A 14,886-nucleotide genomic window follows, 5' to 3' on the forward strand; every position below is an offset into this window, starting at 1 on the left:
ATCAGATAAACTCCTTATTTTCTTCTTCCGCTCTGATCCCCTCAACCAGGGAGTGAAACGTCACAAGCAGCAAGCCGCCCGCTAATAACAGAACAATATCGCCGATCAGCAGGGTGACCTGGTAGAAATGTTCCGGCCACCAGACGACCAGAGGGATCAAAAAGCGGCACACTGGCAGGACGATCCCAAGGCTTAGCATCGCTATCGCGATTTTACGTACACTGTGCGCCAGCGCCTGAGTGAGGATCTGTTTTTGGCGTACCAGTTGCGTGACTTTCATACCTTGCCAGATAGCAAAAGCAAACAGCCCCGTCGGGAAATAGAGAATCACCAGCAAAAGTAGCTGGTTAAGTGACGATACCGTCGTGGTTGGCAAATTATCGCCCTGAATCTCGGCGAACCTGAGCATACTGGAAATAAAAAACGACGAACCCGTGAAATACATCCACAGCGGTGTAATTACCACCAGGATAAGAAATAGCGGTAGCACGCCGGTGATGAGCGCCAGGCTGATTTTATTTCTCGCACCTTTCACATTGAACCTTCCTGAATAATACGCACTATTTTAAGACCAGTATGCTAAAGCATGACATAAGCATCAGCGCGATAGCAATCTTGCTGGCGTTCAGACCTTTAGCGCCGCGTTTTAGCCAGGGATTTGGCCATACGCGGTAGACACCAAAAGCGATATAAGATGCCTGAATCGCCCAGGTCAGCATTCTGAATAAGTAACCCGGCTTACTGAGGTGCGTTATTGTCTGCATCATCTCCACGCAGTAAATAATAATGCCAACGGTCAGGATATAATTGACTAAGCGAAGTTTGTAATGCGAAGCCCAGTTTCCGCACACAAACAACATGGTCGAAGCAAAGGCGAGTATTGCCCAGAGAATATCAATCCAGTTCACGGTGTGCCTCTGTTTCAGAAGACGGCTGGGTGAGTAACAGCCGAACAGCCGGACCAATCACCGGCCATCCGGTGTCGGAGAGGATAACCACGGCGCTTTTACGCTGCGGATCCAGGGCGATAGCGCTGGCAAACCCAGAGGACTCGCCGTCATGCCAGGTGATATCGCGCCCATGTATGCGGGTTGTAAACCAGGCATAACCAATCCGTGAATCGGGATCGTCAGTGGCAAATCGCGGCGGCATCGCTTCGCTTCCTGCGAGTTTTCCTGCCAGTAACGCCTGCGCATAATTTGCCATATCGACAATGGTCGATCGTACTCCCGCGGCGGGGGTAAATGCGTGCAATACCCACGGCGCTTCGCTGAATCCGGAAACTGACCAGCCGTGGCTGAATGCGGGGGTGACGGGTGTCGAATCGTCTGCGATGACGGAGCTTTTCATTTGCGCTTGCGCAAAAACCCGTGTGTGCAACAACGTGGCAAAAGATTGATGTGATGCGCGCGCCAGCGCCAATCCCAGCAGGGCATAGCCGGTATTGGAGTAATCAAATACAGCGGGTTTTTCAACGCGGGTGGTGTTCACCATCTCTATTAATGTCTCGTCATCGTAATTCCAGAAATTGTCACGCAGGATGATGGCCTTAATTACCTGAATTTTCTGTCGTAATGATGTCGCCAGCGGCGGCAGGCCAGAGCGATGTGATGCCAGTTGCTCAAGTGTTATCTCGCTCGCCGGGCCAGTGATTTCCGGGACGAGTTCTCCTACGCGGGTTTGTGCCGTTGCTTCGCCGCGTCTCTGCGCTTCAATCAGCAGGCTGCTGGTCATGGTTTTGGTCAGGCTGGCAATTTCATACTGTTTTGCATAATCACTGTTCCACAGCGCATATTGTACGCCTCGCGGGGTGATGAAGGCGGCGGCAACGCTGCCTCTTGATCCTTTCAGCAAAGGGGTTAAAAACGAGGCTACCGTTGCATCTCCCGTCTGATGCAAAGACGGTGAACTAAATCCGGGTTGCAGGTAGATCCCCGCCGCTATCAGCGACACAAAAGCTGTACCGGCGGCTAACAACCGCGTACGACTGCGCACAGAGTGCTTCTTCATTGTTGTCCGCCTCAGAATTCATACTGAATCAGTGATGACAGGGTGTACTGCATTCGGCTTTTCACTAACGGACTCTTACCCGCCTCATCAAACAGGTATGCCGCGCGACCGCTCACTCCTGCGGCTACGTTTTCGCTAATGTGCCAGACCAGCCCGGTAGACACTCCACCAAGCTGGAAACCCGATGACGGGCGATAGACAGAAAAATCAGTGCGTTGCGCCTGGCTTGTGGTGACACCGTAATGGCGCTGTTGATAACCGCCGTTCGCCCAGGTGATATCGCCAGCGACTGAAAAATCGACATCCCGCCAGTGCCATAGCGTTGCCTTCACGCCACTGTTTAACGTCATGCCCGGATCCTGCGTTTCACCCCCGTATCGGTGCTTTTGTGTTGCACTTAATGCGCGCAACCATACCATCCAGCCCTCACGTTGATACCGCAATTCCGCACCCGCCATGAGGATGTCGGAAAGGTCTCCCATCCCTTGCAAGTCACGGTTTTTTCTGCCGGAAAATGGGTAGTTGAATACCTCTTTTCGCCCCTCATCCGGTGTTAACAGTAGGCTCACGGCAAACGGGGGATCCGCTGGCAGCGTCCATGCCAGACCGTCTGTAGACAGATCCCAATATCCCCAGCCATCACTCTTAAGGCTTACGCCACCTTTGAGTAACGGACCTGGCGCAGCGTGCTGTGACCCCGAATAGACGGGGCTGACTGCAACGCCGAGACCCGCGTACCCGGACAGATCCGCGCTGTGTAAAGGAACACAAAGCATGATTCCCGCAAGCGAAACGCCATATTGCAGACTTCTTTTCATTCGATGCCTCTCCTGGCAAACGGTAGGTTGAAGTGTGTGCAGGCTAGCCTGGAGTTTATCGTTTTACAATAAATTTTTATTGTTTTATATTAAGTCAACTGAGCGGATAGATGATTTCAGGAAATGGCGATGCCACGGTGTACAGGTAAGAAATTTATTGTGACAGGCGCGACGCTACGTATTGCGCCTGACGAGGCCCATTTGACGGTGCAGTGAGTGTTATCGCGGAAAACCGGTAGCTTAAAAATGGCTAAGCATATGATCCAGAAAAGCGCGTACCGCAGGATTGGAACGTCGACTTTCATGCCACACGGCCGACATGTCATGCCGCTCCACCGCGAAATCACAGAGCAGCGGAACAAGCTTTTTGTCGCTTACCCGGGACGCCGCCATAAAATTCGCGGCCATACCGATTCCGGCACCGGCAACAATGGCGGCAATGACGGCTTCGCTGGTATCCGCAATGATCGTTGATGACGGCACAATGTCTATCTCGCGCTCCCCGACGCGAAACGGCCAGCGAAAAAGCTGCCCTGTATTTTGATAACGCAGATTAATCGTCGTATGCCCGGATAAATCATTGGGATGCAGCGGAGGGGCGCAGCGGGCTAAATAGTCAGGCGAGGCATAACAACCTATCTGATAGGGGGGAAGGCGACGCAACAGGAGGTTGGAATCCGCGAGCTCGCCAAGTCGAATGGCAATATCAATATTCTCATCAACGAGGCTTACTCGCTGGTCGCTCAGGCGTAGATCAATGGTCACTTTTGGATGAAGTGCGCAAAAGGCGGGAAGGAGAGGGGCAATCATATGGATACCCACCGGCAGTGACGCCGCAATGCGTAATATCCCTGCGGGCTCCGCGCGAGCGTGTTTCGCTATCTGTTCAATCTCCTCCGCATCCCGTAGCAACCGCAAAGCCCGCTCATGCAGTTCGCGCCCTTCGGCAGTTAACACCAGTGAGCGTGTCGTTCGGGTGAATAAGGTAATGCCGAGCTGCTTCTCAAGACGCTGAATACTTTTACTGATGGCTGAGGGGGAAACAGAAAGCGAACGGGCAGCGGCACTATAGCTACCCAGAGCGCCTGCGCGAGCGAATGCAATAAGACCTGTGAGTCTCTCAAAACCGATTTGTTCCTTCATGGCATAAGTAAAGCGAAATTCAGCCATATTATCAACCTGGGTTATTGATCCTATGCTCTGTCACCTGAGGTCTTTTAGAGCGAGATGATGATGACTGAGATGATGAAAGCAGTACAACTCCATGCGTTTGGCGGGCCAGAAAACCTGCTTTATGAAGATGCACCCAGACCACATGTGGGCAACGACGATGTCCTGGTGCATATGCAGGCGGCCAGCCTTAACCCGCCGGACTGGTATCTGCGCGATGGCTTTCGCACACTGCCACCGGAATGGCGCCCCGATCCCGTTTTTCCCCTTATTTTGGGTACTGACGTATCAGGCATCGTTGCCGCCGTCGGTAAAAATGTGACTGCGTTTCGCCCCGGAGATGACGTCTATTCGATGGTGCGTTTTCCTGAGAAGGTGATGACGGGCAGCGGCGCCTATGCAGAATATGTCAGTGTGCCTGCATCCGAACTGGCACTCAAACCCCAGGGGATAGGGCATGTGGAGGCCGCCGCCGCGCCAATGTCGCTGCTTACCGCCTGGCAGTTTCTTGTCGACACAGGGCATGATGCGGTTAATCCCTTCCAGCCTTTTCCTCATAAAGCCGTGCCATTAAAAGGCCGGACGGTGCTGGTCAATGGCGCTGGCGGCGGCGTGGGGCACCTTGCCGTGCAAATCGCCCGCTGGAAAGGGGCGAAGGTTATCGCTGTGGCCTCTTCGCGCCATGAGGCGCTGTTGCGCGAGCTGGGGGCCGACGAATTTATCGACTACACCACAACGGCAGCCGAGGAGGTGGTCAACAATGTTGATCTGGTTCTCGATGCGGTGGGCGGGGCGCATATGGAACGCTTTCTGCGTTGTATAAAGCCAGGCGGGGCTCTTTTTCTGGTTAACCCTTTGGGTTTTTCCGCAAGGGACGAGGCCGCGCAAAAAGAGATTACGGTCTCTTCCACCCAGGTACGCTCCAGCGGCGCGCAATTAAATGAAGCAGGACGTCTTCTGGAAAATGGCCTTGTCCGGGTGGTTATTGACAGTACCTATCCGTTAGCCCAGGCTTGCGCTGCCCATCAGCGTGCTGCGATGGGCGGGATTCAGGGTAAAATTGTGCTGACAAACCTCTGATAATGACTCCTCTTACGAGTTAATGAATACATCGCAGCGCTATGCGCCACAGGGGCATGACTCTATACTTATCAACGGTTCAGGTCAGGCTATGCCGGGTCTCTGTATCGCCTGGCCTCCTTGCGGCAACAGTGTGTGATGGTGAAAAACAGAAGATCTCAAGACTATGATAACAACTGATGAGATTCACTTTGCTGAATGGCAACTCTGGCCCCAGCTAAGGATTCTGTTGCACCGGGGTAAGCCGGTAAAAATTTCTGCCAGAGCATTTGATGTTCTGGTGGTCCTGATAAGTGCCGACGGTAAAGCGGTCAGTAAAGCGTCTCTCCTGACCCATGTATGGGGAAATGAAATCGTCGAAGAGAACAATCTTCAGGCGCAAATTTCAGCGCTTCGCCGCCTGTTGGGGCGAGACCGGCATCTCCTTGTTACTGAATTTGGCAGTGGCTACCGCTTTAACATCAAGAACGTACCGTTGCAGGCATCTCCCGACCCGGAAATACCGGTTCCGCCTGTTACCCCCTTTCTGAGCTCGATTTTAGGGCGCGACCAGGCGGTGCAGGAACTCTGTGCCCTGCTAAATCAGCACCCTCTGGTGACGATAACCGGTCCTGGCGGCGTGGGTAAGACGCGTCTGGCGTGGGAAGTGGTTAACCAGTTGCACCCGCAATTTCCCGATGGCGTCTGTGTGGCGGAACTGGCCCATATTACCGACGCATCCAGCGTGCTCTCCGTTATTTCTCAGGCGTTACATCTTCCCTTAGCCGGTCTTGAACAGGATGCCGATTTACGCCAACAGCTCGCGCGACGTCAGTGTTTGCTGCTTATTGATAACTGTGAGCACGTGACGAGCGAACTGGAACCGCTGATGACGCGGCTTCTGAGACTGGCTCCCCGGATCAAACTGTTATTGACCAGCCAGGTGGCGCTCCAGGTTGCTGGTGAACAACAATATTTACTCCCGCCGTTGCAAGTCCCGCACGAAGAGGGCGACGATAACGCCTCGTTAATCTCTTTTGCCAGCGTCCGTCTCTTTATTGAGCGTGTCCGGGCCAGTGCGCATGATTTCCAACCCTCAGCACGTGAACTGGTGTTGATTGGTGAATTATGCCGTCATCTTGATGGCTTACCCCTGGCTATTGAACTTGCGGCCTCCCGTCTGCCCTTTATGAGTGTGAGTGAGATTTATCATCGGCTTGAGGACCGCTTCCCATTATTGAGCAATACCCACCGTTCGCTGGAGCCCAGACATCAGAAAATAGTGACGACGCTGGAGTGGACTTATCAGTTACTCAACGCGCGTGAGCAGCGATTATTCAGAATGCTGGGCATCTTTACCGACACGTTTAGCGTGCAATCCGTCAGTGATTTTCTGCGGACAAAAGACAACCATAGCTGGCAGGTTATTGACGATTTGCAGCGCTTGTTGTCTCTGTCGCTGATTCAGGTCAGTAGCCAGGCGCCTGTTACCCGTTTTCGTCTGCTGGAAACCATGCGCCAGTTCGCCTGCGCGAAGCTCCGTGATGAGGATGAATATGTTGCGCATGCAGCCGATTTTGCCCATTACAATAGCGTGCTGGTGAAACAGGCGCAGAGGGACTGGCTTAGCTTACCAACGGAGCAGTGGCGGGAGCGCTATCGTCCCATCCTTAATGATTTGCGCCGCGTTTTACAGCAAACATTAACTGAGGGGCGCGATCCCTCAACAGGGCTTGCGATCTTACAGGCGATGACGCCGTTCTGGATTGAATACTCACTCTATGATGAGTGTCAGCGTCATATTTACCCTCTGCTCTATGAAAATAACGCGCGGGTCGTATTAACGTTACATCAGAGAATGCATCTGTGCGCCGCAGCAGGTAAGGCATCGACCTGGGCAAAAGGCCCGACATCTGAAACCTATTCGGCCTGGCAAACCGCACTGACGCTGGCGGAAAAGCTCGACGATAAAGAGATACGTTTACAGGCGCACTATGGGTTATGGCTGTATTGCCTGCGCACGGGCGCTCCTGGTAAAGCGCGTGAACATGCGCAGTCAATGTGCGAACTGGCGCGATCCATCAATGATGCAGAAGCCCATGCCGCCGGGCTGCGTATTCTCGGTGTCTCCCTGCATTTTTTAGGTCAGCATAGCGAAGGCCGCCATTATCTGCTGCAATCTTTGGCCTGGTACGCGCAGGAAAGTATGAGCCATTCCTTTCGTTTTGGTCTCGATCAGGAGACCGCCGGCATGGCTTTTCTGTCTCGCTTACTTTGGGTTCAGGGTGAGTATAAGGCCGCAAAACAGATGGCGTTGCGCGGCGTTAAAAAAGCCGCCCGTTTGCAGCATGCCTGTTCTCTCTGCTGTGCGCTCGCCGAGGGCGCCTGTATGACAGCGGCGCTGGAACGCCGTCCGCGTTGGGTGGTCAGGGGCGCGAACTGGCTTGTTCAACTGGCAGAAAAGCATGATTTGTATTTCTGGAAGACCTACGGCGAGCTGTTTCTTGTCTGGTCCCAACAGTTCCGTCATAGCGATGTCAGTCAAACCACACTGTTCAGTTCGCTGCGGGCGACGGGATTAGACTGGCAATACTCCCCTTTATTGTCAGAAATTGATGGCGCGCTGGCGCAGAAAGCCGCCAGCGAGGGGCCAGACAACTGGTGCGCGCCAGAACTGATGCGTCTTTGCACCACGCAATCACCAGCCCAGGAGCGACGTTTATTGCTGACACAAGCGTTGGATAAAGCGCGTCAGCAGCGGGCCCACGGCTGGGCTCTGCGTATTGCCTGTTCACTGGCAACCGTTCAGGCCGAAGCCGGGGAAAACGGGGCAGCAAAGCAGTTAATTCGGAACGCTTTAAACGATGTCGATGGTTCACACAGGGCGACAGAGGTAAGAAATGCGCTGGCCCTGTGTGCCCGAATAGGGCGCTAATCTTTACGTCTCACGGCAATGAGCATCCCACAGAGTACGAGAGCGGCCCCCGCCGCAGAAATCAGCGTCCAGCTTTGCGTTGCCTGCCATAACCCGGTGGCTGTCAGGGAACCACTGGCGCCACCAATAAACATAACGCACATAAAGAGGGTGTTCAGACGGTTTCTGGCATCCGGGCGCAACGCGTAAATGGTGTGCTGGTTCGCTATCAGTACACATTGTTCGCCCGCATCCAGCAACAGAATGCCCACCACCATCCCCGCCATACTGTTCCAGCCCCAAAAAACAATCCAGGCCAGCAGCATGAGAATGACGCCCAACATCACCATCCGGAAGGGGCCCTGACGATCGCTGAAACTCCCCGCCAGAGGGGCACACAGAATGCCGATTAACCCCAGCGCCGCCAGTGTTCCGGTTACCCCCGCGCCGTAATCGTAGCGATGGGCTAACCAGAATGGGAGTACGGTCCACAGCACGCTGAAGGAGGCAAACAGTATGGCTTGTGTCAGCGTTGCCTTGCGCACCTGCGGTTCGCTTTTCCACAGTTGCCCGAGTGAACGCAATACCGCCAGATAGTTAAATGTTGGCGCAGGCAACGACTGCGAAGGCAAAATGCGCACGATAAAAACGACGGCCAGTAGCGTCATGAGCGCGCCGAACAAAAAGACACCCCGCCAGTCGAAATACTGACCGATGAGACCGCCAATCGCCCGCCCGGCAAGGATACCGGCGAGAACGCCGCTCATCACGGTACCCACGGTTTTACCCCGGGATGACGGCCCGGCGAGAGAGGCGGCCAGCGGCACGATTTGTTGGGCCACGGTTGCGGACATGCCCGTAATAAAAGAGAAAAACACCAGCACGGTCGCCGTTGGGGATAACATCATGCCGAGCAGCGCCAGGAAAAGCACCTGGGCCTGGCGCAGGATCAGCCGCTGACGTTCAATATAATCGCCTAATGGGATGAGAAAGAATAACCCCGCCGCATAACCTAACTGGGTCGCCATGGGGATCAAAGAAACCGCATTCCGTTCATTGGGAAAGGCACCCGCAATCAAATTCAGAACGGATTGATTAAAATAAATATTCGCCACCACGATACAGCAAATAATAGCCAGCATCAGGATCCTGGCAGAAGAAAGCGCGTGGTTGTGGGTCTGCATTGACCACTCCTCACCCGGAATAAAATGTTACCGCAGTATAAGAAGAGGTGATGCTTAACGCTTTGCGCGTTTTTTTCAGACGTCTGAATTCTGCTGCGCAAGCCCCTGAATGCGTTATTTGTTACTCATATTTTCTTCATCTGGTCATTGTGTTTACTATGAGGAACAACACATGGATTTAAAACTGACAGGAAAAGTGGCGCTGGTCACCGGAGCCCGAACCGGCATTGGTTTTAGCATTTGCGAAGAACTGGCGGCAAACGGGGCGCATTTAGTCATGGTATCCAGACAAGAGTCTGATCTGATCCTGGCCGCGAAGAAGATTGCCGATAAATATGGCGTTTCGGCGCTGCCTGTTGCCGGGGATGTGACCGATCCCCACCTCCCGGCACGGGTGGTTGAACACGCAGAAACGGTTTTTCAGGGAATTGATTTACTGGTCAATAATGCCGGAAGAGCGCATGCGGGTACTCTACTCACCACGTCAGAAGAGGACTGGCAATTAATGACGGAGACCAAATTCTCTGCCATGCGGCGTTTTTGTAAGGCGGTTATTCCCGGCATGCAGAAGCGAAACTGGGGGCGCATTGTTAATATTTCTTCTATCGGCGGTATCTATCCAAACCCACAACTTACCGTCTCACACGCCCTGAGTGCGGCAATTAACAATCTGACCCGGAGCTTAGCGTTGAGCGTGGCGCCGGATGGTATCCTGGTCAATGCTATTGGTGTGGGCGCTGTCTCGACCGATAACTGGGCGCAGAATATGCTGCCGAATGTCCGCCATCGTCGCCCTGAACTGGCTGAAAAAACGGACGACGAGGTGATGGCACTGCTGGGTAAAGAGAAAACCCCGGTGGGGCGCTTTGGGCTTCCTGAGGATATTGCGGCAATTACGGCTTTCCTGCTTTCAGACAGAAATCAGTTTGTTACCGGCCAGACAATTGAAGCGTCAGGCGGGGCAGAGCGATTTATGTGATTTTTCCACGGTTGGCTGAACCGCACCGCAAAGCCGGGGTGGTTCGTCAGCCGGATGGAGAGCAGTCAGTGCAATGTGAATAAAGAAAATGGCTGAGGATTAAAACCAGCGCTGGAAATAGCTGAGACAGTATGTGGTTTTAAATATGGCTACAATCTCAGACGCTTCTCTTGCATGACTGGCACGATAAACATTTTCGATAGTGATCAGCAAAAAGCCTGAGTAATGATAATTAATAACATGCCGAACAGTAATCCTCGCAATATACATCGTTAGCGAAATATATTATATCTTTTAATTCCACAGCGTAGCGGTTGGTCATAAATAACTTTGCAGGCTTATGATTATCACGGTAAGAACACCGTAATGTGTTGGGCCGTTCACATTATTTATGCAACAATCTTAATTTTCTTAGGATATATTTTCCGCAGATCTTTTTTTTGATTTTTTTATTAAATTAAATTGCGTAATTGACGATAAGTAACGTGATAGCCCACTTTTTGTGACTCCTCAAAAAGAAATGAAAAACCGCAATCGAATAAGAAGTAAAAATGAAACTATTTTTTAAATATTAAAAAAGAACACTGAGGATACGTCTATGTCAAAGCTGTTACCGTCAATAAAAAATCTGCCTGTGGCTGCCAAACTTTTTGGCGGGTTTGCAGTTTTAATCGTTATTATTGTTCTGTCCTCACTTATTAGCATTCAACAGTCCGCGAGTATCCGTGAGCATGCCTTAAAAGGTAAATTAATCAATGAGATAAGTACCGAGCTCAATACGGCGCGACGTAACCGTTTAACTTATCAATTAAACCATGATGAAAAATCACTGCAGGCGAATAGAGTCGCCATTGATAAGATGGATCAAAAAGCGATTACGGGTCTCGACTTTACCTGGGACAGCGATGCCCGTGTTTTGTTTGATGAATTGCGCAGTACTATTCCTGACTATGCCACCCACCGTGATACGTTCGTTAAACTCGAACAGGTGACCGTCGAAAAATCGCAGAATTTAACCTCTCCTGCTCTCAAAACCCTGCTCGATAAATTCAGTACCCGCCTTGAGCAGCAGGAAACCATTTCAAAAGATGAAGTCGCGTTGCTCAATCACCTCAATAACACCTGGGCGGCCGCTTATGAAATTCAGTCATCTGCCGGAAAATTGGGGATGGATATCTTTAAGGCTCAATACGATGAGGCGATGAAGATTCTCCATTCCGAAAATGTCACTTTTACAGCCGAAGATAAAGAGATGGCTCAGACATTCCTGAGCGGAATGCAGGATAATGTTGCCGCTTATGCTAATGCCCAGAAAGAGTCGCAGAGTGCCGCGACAGCGCTCACCGGCGTTGCAGAAAAAATTAATACTATTACCAATGATTTAGTTACTGGTCAGACTCAGAAAAATATCGATATTATTCAACGTGTGATGATCATTATGGGCGTCGTTGCCCTTTGCGCAGTGCTGACAGGCTTACTGGTTGCCTGGCTGCTTACCCGCCAGATGACCCGCCAGATTAAACACAACCTGACGCTGGCGGAACGCATTGCCGAAGGCGACCTGACCGCGACCATTGAGCCGCAGTCAACCGATGAACTGGGCCGTCTGACAATGGCTATGGGCGTCATGAACGACAAGCTTCGTGACATGATCACCCAAATTAAAGAGTCGGTCATTCACGTGGCGAACGCCTCGTCGGACATCTCCGCAGGCAACACTGACCTTGCCTCCCGCACCGAAGAGCAGTCAGCCGCGGTGGTCGAAACGGCGGCGAGTATGGAAGAGTTGACCTCAACGGTTAAGCGCAACGCAGACAATGCGCGTGAGGCCAGCCAGCTTGCAGGCGTGGCGGCAGAGCATGCGCGTTCCGGTGGCAAAATTGTCTGGGACGTGGTCAGCACCATGGAAACCATTACCGAAAGCTCCAACAAAATTACCGACATTATCAGTGTAATAAATGGTATTTCGTTCCAGACCAACATTCTTGCGCTTAACGCAGCCGTTGAGGCGGCGCGCGCCGGTGAGCAAGGGCGCGGTTTCGCGGTGGTGGCGGGTGAAGTAAGAAGCCTTGCCCAACGTAGCGCCCAGGCTGCCAAAGAGATCGAAGGATTGATAAAAGAGTCGGTACAACGCGTGACGACCGGCTCAGAAATGGCGAACAAAGCCGGTACCACCATGGAGCAGATTGTCTCCTCGGTCACCAATGTGAGTGGGATCATGAACGAAATCTCCAGCGCCTCGGAAGAGCAGAGCAGGGGTATCGATCAGATTGGTAAAGCGGTAACGGAGCTCGATTCCACAACCCAGCAGAATGCGGCGCTAGTTCAGGAGTCGTCTGCGGCGTCATTATCACTGGAACAACAGGCCGAACAACTGGCGCAACTGGTTTCCGTGTTCAAACTGAATTCAGAAACGGCTAAGCCGAAATACGCCCCAGCGGCAGCGCGCGCTAAGGTTAGCCTGCGACCCGCAGCGTCAACAGCGAACGGTTCTGACTGGGAATCGTTCTGATTACCAGCCAAAAAAAACGGTGCCCTCTTGAGCGAAGAGGGCACGGCTTAACACACCACGAGAGGCCCGGAAAACGCCGGGCACTTAACCGGTGCGTCTGAACACACAGCCGGAATTCATCTCAGCTCGTCGGGCCACGCAATAGCGTAGCCAGTATCATTTCTGACAATGTTCGCAAACCCCCTCGGTCCCAGATGCATGCCCGCAATAAGCAGATTTTCACGCACGGCTTGTGCGAGGATTCTTTTGCGCGTGTCTTCGGCCTGTGCGGGGTCGGCATCAAACAAAATCGTCACGGCGGGCTGTGCCGTCTGAATATGCGGATAATGGACAATGTCGCCCCATATCAGCAGGCTTCTTTCATGCGCGTCAATGCGAAACCCGCAATGCCCCGGCGTATGACCCGGTAACCAGACCGGGGTAATGCCCTTTATGATGTTGTCTGCGCTAAAAAAACGCACATTCTCTGCATAGGCATCCAGCGTTTGTCTGGCCAGACGGAAATTACGCTGGCCGTGTGCACTCCCCTTTTTTAATTTGCCATCATCGCGCCAGTGACTCGCTTCGAGAGGATGCAAAAAGAGTTTCGCATGTTCAAATACAGGCCGTCCTTCGGCATCAAGCAGGCCGCCAATGTGGTCCGGATGGCAGTGTGTCAGTAATACGCTGTCCACATCGTTATGATTGACGCCGCTAGCCGCAAGCCTGGCTTTGAGCTGGCCCCCCGCGTTGTTCAACCCGCCTGTACCGGCATCAACCAGCATGGTTCGCCCCCGGCCGCGAATAAGATAGCCGTTGATATGGATATTGCCGGGCTCAGTCATTCCGGCCTGGCGCTGAATGGCTGCGGCATCCGCTGCTGCAATGCCTGACAATAAATCCAGGCTGACAGACATATCGCCATCACTCAGCGCCGTTACCTGAAAATCGCCAATCTGGCATGTTGGGAAGAAGGGCGCGTTCATCGGTATCTCTCCTGAGGATAAAATTCATTCCACTCTTGCCTGCTCTTTGGATCGGTATATGAGCACTCCACGAAATACAACATTGTCCTGCCTCCGCATGAGTAACCGCAGACAACCACTCACTCTGCTTAATGATTTTTACTCATGCTATAGGGTGTTTTGTGGTCTGGAAATCGATAATATTTCACCTGTCAGTGATATTTACTCACTAAACGGCATGGTCAGTTGCGAAAGAGAGCCCTTGTATGCGCAGAAAAATACCCAGTAGCACTTCCCTGCAGGCCTTTGATGCCGCCGCACGACACGGCAACTTTGCCAGGGCCGCCGAGGAGCTCTCGCTGACGGAAGGGGCCATCAGCCGCCAGATAGCGCGCCTTGAATCGCTGCTCAACTGCAAACTGTTTGACCGGACAGGAAGCCGCGTAAAGCTTAACCCTGCCGGAGCACGCTATGCCCGGCATGTTCACGAAACGCTGGAGCGGCTCGAAAGAGATACCCAGTACATCATGGGGTTACCCGAGGGGGGCAAGAGTCTGGATATTGCCGTCCTGCCGACCTTTTCCAGCCGATGGCTGATCCCCCGTCTGCATAGCTTCACGTCGTTGTACCCGGACATAACCTTAAATATTGCCGCCAGCACCGACCCGTTTATTCTGACCGGAAGCGGCTTTGACGCCGTGGTCCATTTTGAACATCCCGCGTGGGCCGGTATGCGTACGCAGTTTCTGTTTCAGGAAACACTGGTTCCGGTGTGTCACCCTTCGCTGTTATCGCAACAGGATATTTTTGAACAGTTAAACGCACTGCCGCGCATTCACCGACGGCAAAATCCCGAGGCGTGGCATCTGTATGCCCGGGAAAAGGGGATACACCTGGATAACCCAGGGCAGGGGGTTCGCTACGATCTGCACGAAATGGCAATAGCCGCCGTGATGGCAAGGCAGGGCGTGGCGCTGGTGCCGAGGATGTATGTCGAAAATGAGTTGAAGCGTGGCCTGCTGGTTTCACCCTGGCCCGAATCCGCAACCCTCAGCAAACGCTTCTGTTTAGTCAAACCGAGCGAAACGGGAGCGAATAGCGCCGCATTAGAGGATTTCGAGCGCTGGTTACTTGCCGAAATAGCGCCCCATCCAGAAGCATTGGCGAAAAAGCTTTAACAGCAAAAGTCTCTGTCAGGAAGCGTACAGGCCCGCTCTCTTAAGATTGTGACACTACAAATATTAGGGATCGGGTGCGGGTAGCCTGCTGTTGACCTAAAGTTAACTTGAGCTTTTA

Annotated in this window: 12 protein-coding genes; 5 read left to right on the top strand and 7 right to left on the bottom strand. The window is 52.7% G+C overall.

The genetic code is table 11. The features are described from left to right. Position 1: 1 nt before the first annotated feature. The 5 genes from ABIB59_RS08130 to ABIB59_RS08150 form a co-directional block, all read right to left on the bottom strand. A complete protein-coding gene (locus ABIB59_RS08130; RefSeq protein WP_071194866.1) occupies positions 2 to 535 on the bottom strand; it encodes a DUF2975 domain-containing protein in 534 nt (177 codons plus the stop codon). A gap of 25 nt (positions 536 to 560) precedes the next feature. Beyond that, positions 561 to 908: a hypothetical protein gene (locus ABIB59_RS08135; RefSeq protein ID WP_071194867.1), complete on the bottom strand. Its 348-nt coding sequence runs from the start codon at positions 906 to 908 to the stop codon at positions 561 to 563. Further along, positions 895 to 2,010, bottom strand: a complete 1,116-nt coding sequence (locus tag ABIB59_RS08140) for a serine hydrolase domain-containing protein (protein WP_354034888.1) — start codon at positions 2,008 to 2,010, stop codon at positions 895 to 897. Before ABIB59_RS08140 ends, ABIB59_RS08135 begins: the two co-directional genes overlap by 14 nt. Before the next feature lie 11 nt (positions 2,011 to 2,021). Next, on the bottom strand, positions 2,022 to 2,828 hold the full coding sequence (locus ABIB59_RS08145; RefSeq protein ID WP_039079316.1) for a MipA/OmpV family protein: 807 nt from the start codon (positions 2,826 to 2,828) through the stop codon (positions 2,022 to 2,024). 240 nt (positions 2,829 to 3,068) lie between these two features. After that, positions 3,069 to 3,971 (bottom strand): LysR family transcriptional regulator, encoded by a 903-nt coding sequence (locus tag ABIB59_RS08150; protein WP_071194918.1) that lies wholly within the window; start codon positions 3,969 to 3,971, stop codon positions 3,069 to 3,071. A gap of 90 nt (positions 3,972 to 4,061) precedes the next feature. On the opposite strand from ABIB59_RS08150, the gene ABIB59_RS08155 reads away from it, so the two are divergent. After that, on the top strand, positions 4,062 to 5,078 hold the full coding sequence (locus tag ABIB59_RS08155) for an NADP-dependent oxidoreductase (protein WP_169040099.1): 1,017 nt from the start codon (positions 4,062 to 4,064) through the stop codon (positions 5,076 to 5,078). Between the two features lie 166 nt (positions 5,079 to 5,244). Then, the gene (locus ABIB59_RS08160; protein WP_354034890.1) at positions 5,245 to 7,992 is read left to right on the top strand and encodes an ATP-binding protein; all 2,748 of its coding nucleotides are present in this window, start codon (positions 5,245 to 5,247) and stop codon (positions 7,990 to 7,992) included. Here the strand turns inward: ABIB59_RS08160 and ABIB59_RS08165 are convergent. Beyond that, positions 7,989 to 9,155 carry an MFS transporter gene (locus ABIB59_RS08165; protein ID WP_354034892.1) on the bottom strand — a complete coding sequence of 389 codons (1,167 nt, stop codon included), beginning with the start codon at positions 9,153 to 9,155 and terminating at the stop codon, positions 7,989 to 7,991. The genes ABIB59_RS08160 and ABIB59_RS08165 overlap by 4 nt on opposite strands. A gap of 172 nt (positions 9,156 to 9,327) precedes the next feature. Here ABIB59_RS08165 and ABIB59_RS08170 point away from each other — a divergent pair, with 172 nt between their 5' ends. Further along, positions 9,328 to 10,134, top strand: coding sequence for an SDR family NAD(P)-dependent oxidoreductase (locus tag ABIB59_RS08170; protein WP_354034894.1), 807 nt, complete (start codon positions 9,328 to 9,330; stop codon positions 10,132 to 10,134). Between the two features lie 598 nt (positions 10,135 to 10,732). Further along, a complete protein-coding gene (locus ABIB59_RS08175) occupies positions 10,733 to 12,646 on the top strand; it encodes a methyl-accepting chemotaxis protein (RefSeq protein WP_354034896.1) in 1,914 nt (637 codons plus the stop codon). A 116-nt stretch (positions 12,647 to 12,762) separates the two neighbouring features. Here the strand turns inward: ABIB59_RS08175 and ABIB59_RS08180 are convergent, their stop codons facing one another. After that, complete coding sequence (locus ABIB59_RS08180; RefSeq protein WP_354034898.1) at positions 12,763 to 13,611, bottom strand: MBL fold metallo-hydrolase; 849 nt, start codon at positions 13,609 to 13,611, stop codon at positions 12,763 to 12,765. Between the two features lie 245 nt (positions 13,612 to 13,856). Between ABIB59_RS08180 and ABIB59_RS08185 the strand changes: the two genes are divergently transcribed. Beyond that, the gene (locus ABIB59_RS08185) at positions 13,857 to 14,768 is read left to right on the top strand and encodes a LysR substrate-binding domain-containing protein (protein WP_354034900.1); all 912 of its coding nucleotides are present in this window, start codon (positions 13,857 to 13,859) and stop codon (positions 14,766 to 14,768) included. The last annotated feature ends 118 nt before the right edge of the window (positions 14,769 to 14,886 follow it).

Origin of the sequence: Citrobacter sp. UYEF32 (assembly GCF_040546205.1) — a bacterium.
Classification (GTDB): domain Bacteria; phylum Pseudomonadota; class Gammaproteobacteria; order Enterobacterales; family Enterobacteriaceae; genus Phytobacter; species Phytobacter diazotrophicus.

Excerpts from the sequence above, each read along its gene's own strand:
- ABIB59_RS08175 (WP_354034896.1), top strand. The coding sequence starts at position 10,733 with ATGTCAAAGCTGTTACCGTCAATAAAAAATCTGCCTGTGGCTGCCAAA.
- ABIB59_RS08155 (WP_169040099.1), top strand. The coding sequence starts at position 4,062 with ATGACTGAGATGATGAAAGCAGTACAACTCCATGCGTTTGGCGGGCCA.
- ABIB59_RS08180 (WP_354034898.1), bottom strand. The coding sequence starts at position 13,611 with ATGAACGCGCCCTTCTTCCCAACATGCCAGATTGGCGATTTTCAGGTA.
- ABIB59_RS08140 (WP_354034888.1), bottom strand. The coding sequence starts at position 2,010 with ATGAAGAAGCACTCTGTGCGCAGTCGTACGCGGTTGTTAGCCGCCGGT.
- ABIB59_RS08150 (WP_071194918.1), bottom strand. The coding sequence starts at position 3,971 with ATGAAGGAACAAATCGGTTTTGAGAGACTCACAGGTCTTATTGCATTC.
- ABIB59_RS08160 (WP_354034890.1), top strand. The coding sequence starts at position 5,245 with ATGATAACAACTGATGAGATTCACTTTGCTGAATGGCAACTCTGGCCC.
- ABIB59_RS08185 (WP_354034900.1), top strand. The coding sequence starts at position 13,857 with ATGCGCAGAAAAATACCCAGTAGCACTTCCCTGCAGGCCTTTGATGCC.
- ABIB59_RS08170 (WP_354034894.1), top strand. The coding sequence starts at position 9,328 with ATGGATTTAAAACTGACAGGAAAAGTGGCGCTGGTCACCGGAGCCCGA.
- ABIB59_RS08165 (WP_354034892.1), bottom strand. The coding sequence starts at position 9,155 with ATGCAGACCCACAACCACGCGCTTTCTTCTGCCAGGATCCTGATGCTG.
- ABIB59_RS08145 (WP_039079316.1), bottom strand. The coding sequence starts at position 2,828 with ATGAAAAGAAGTCTGCAATATGGCGTTTCGCTTGCGGGAATCATGCTT.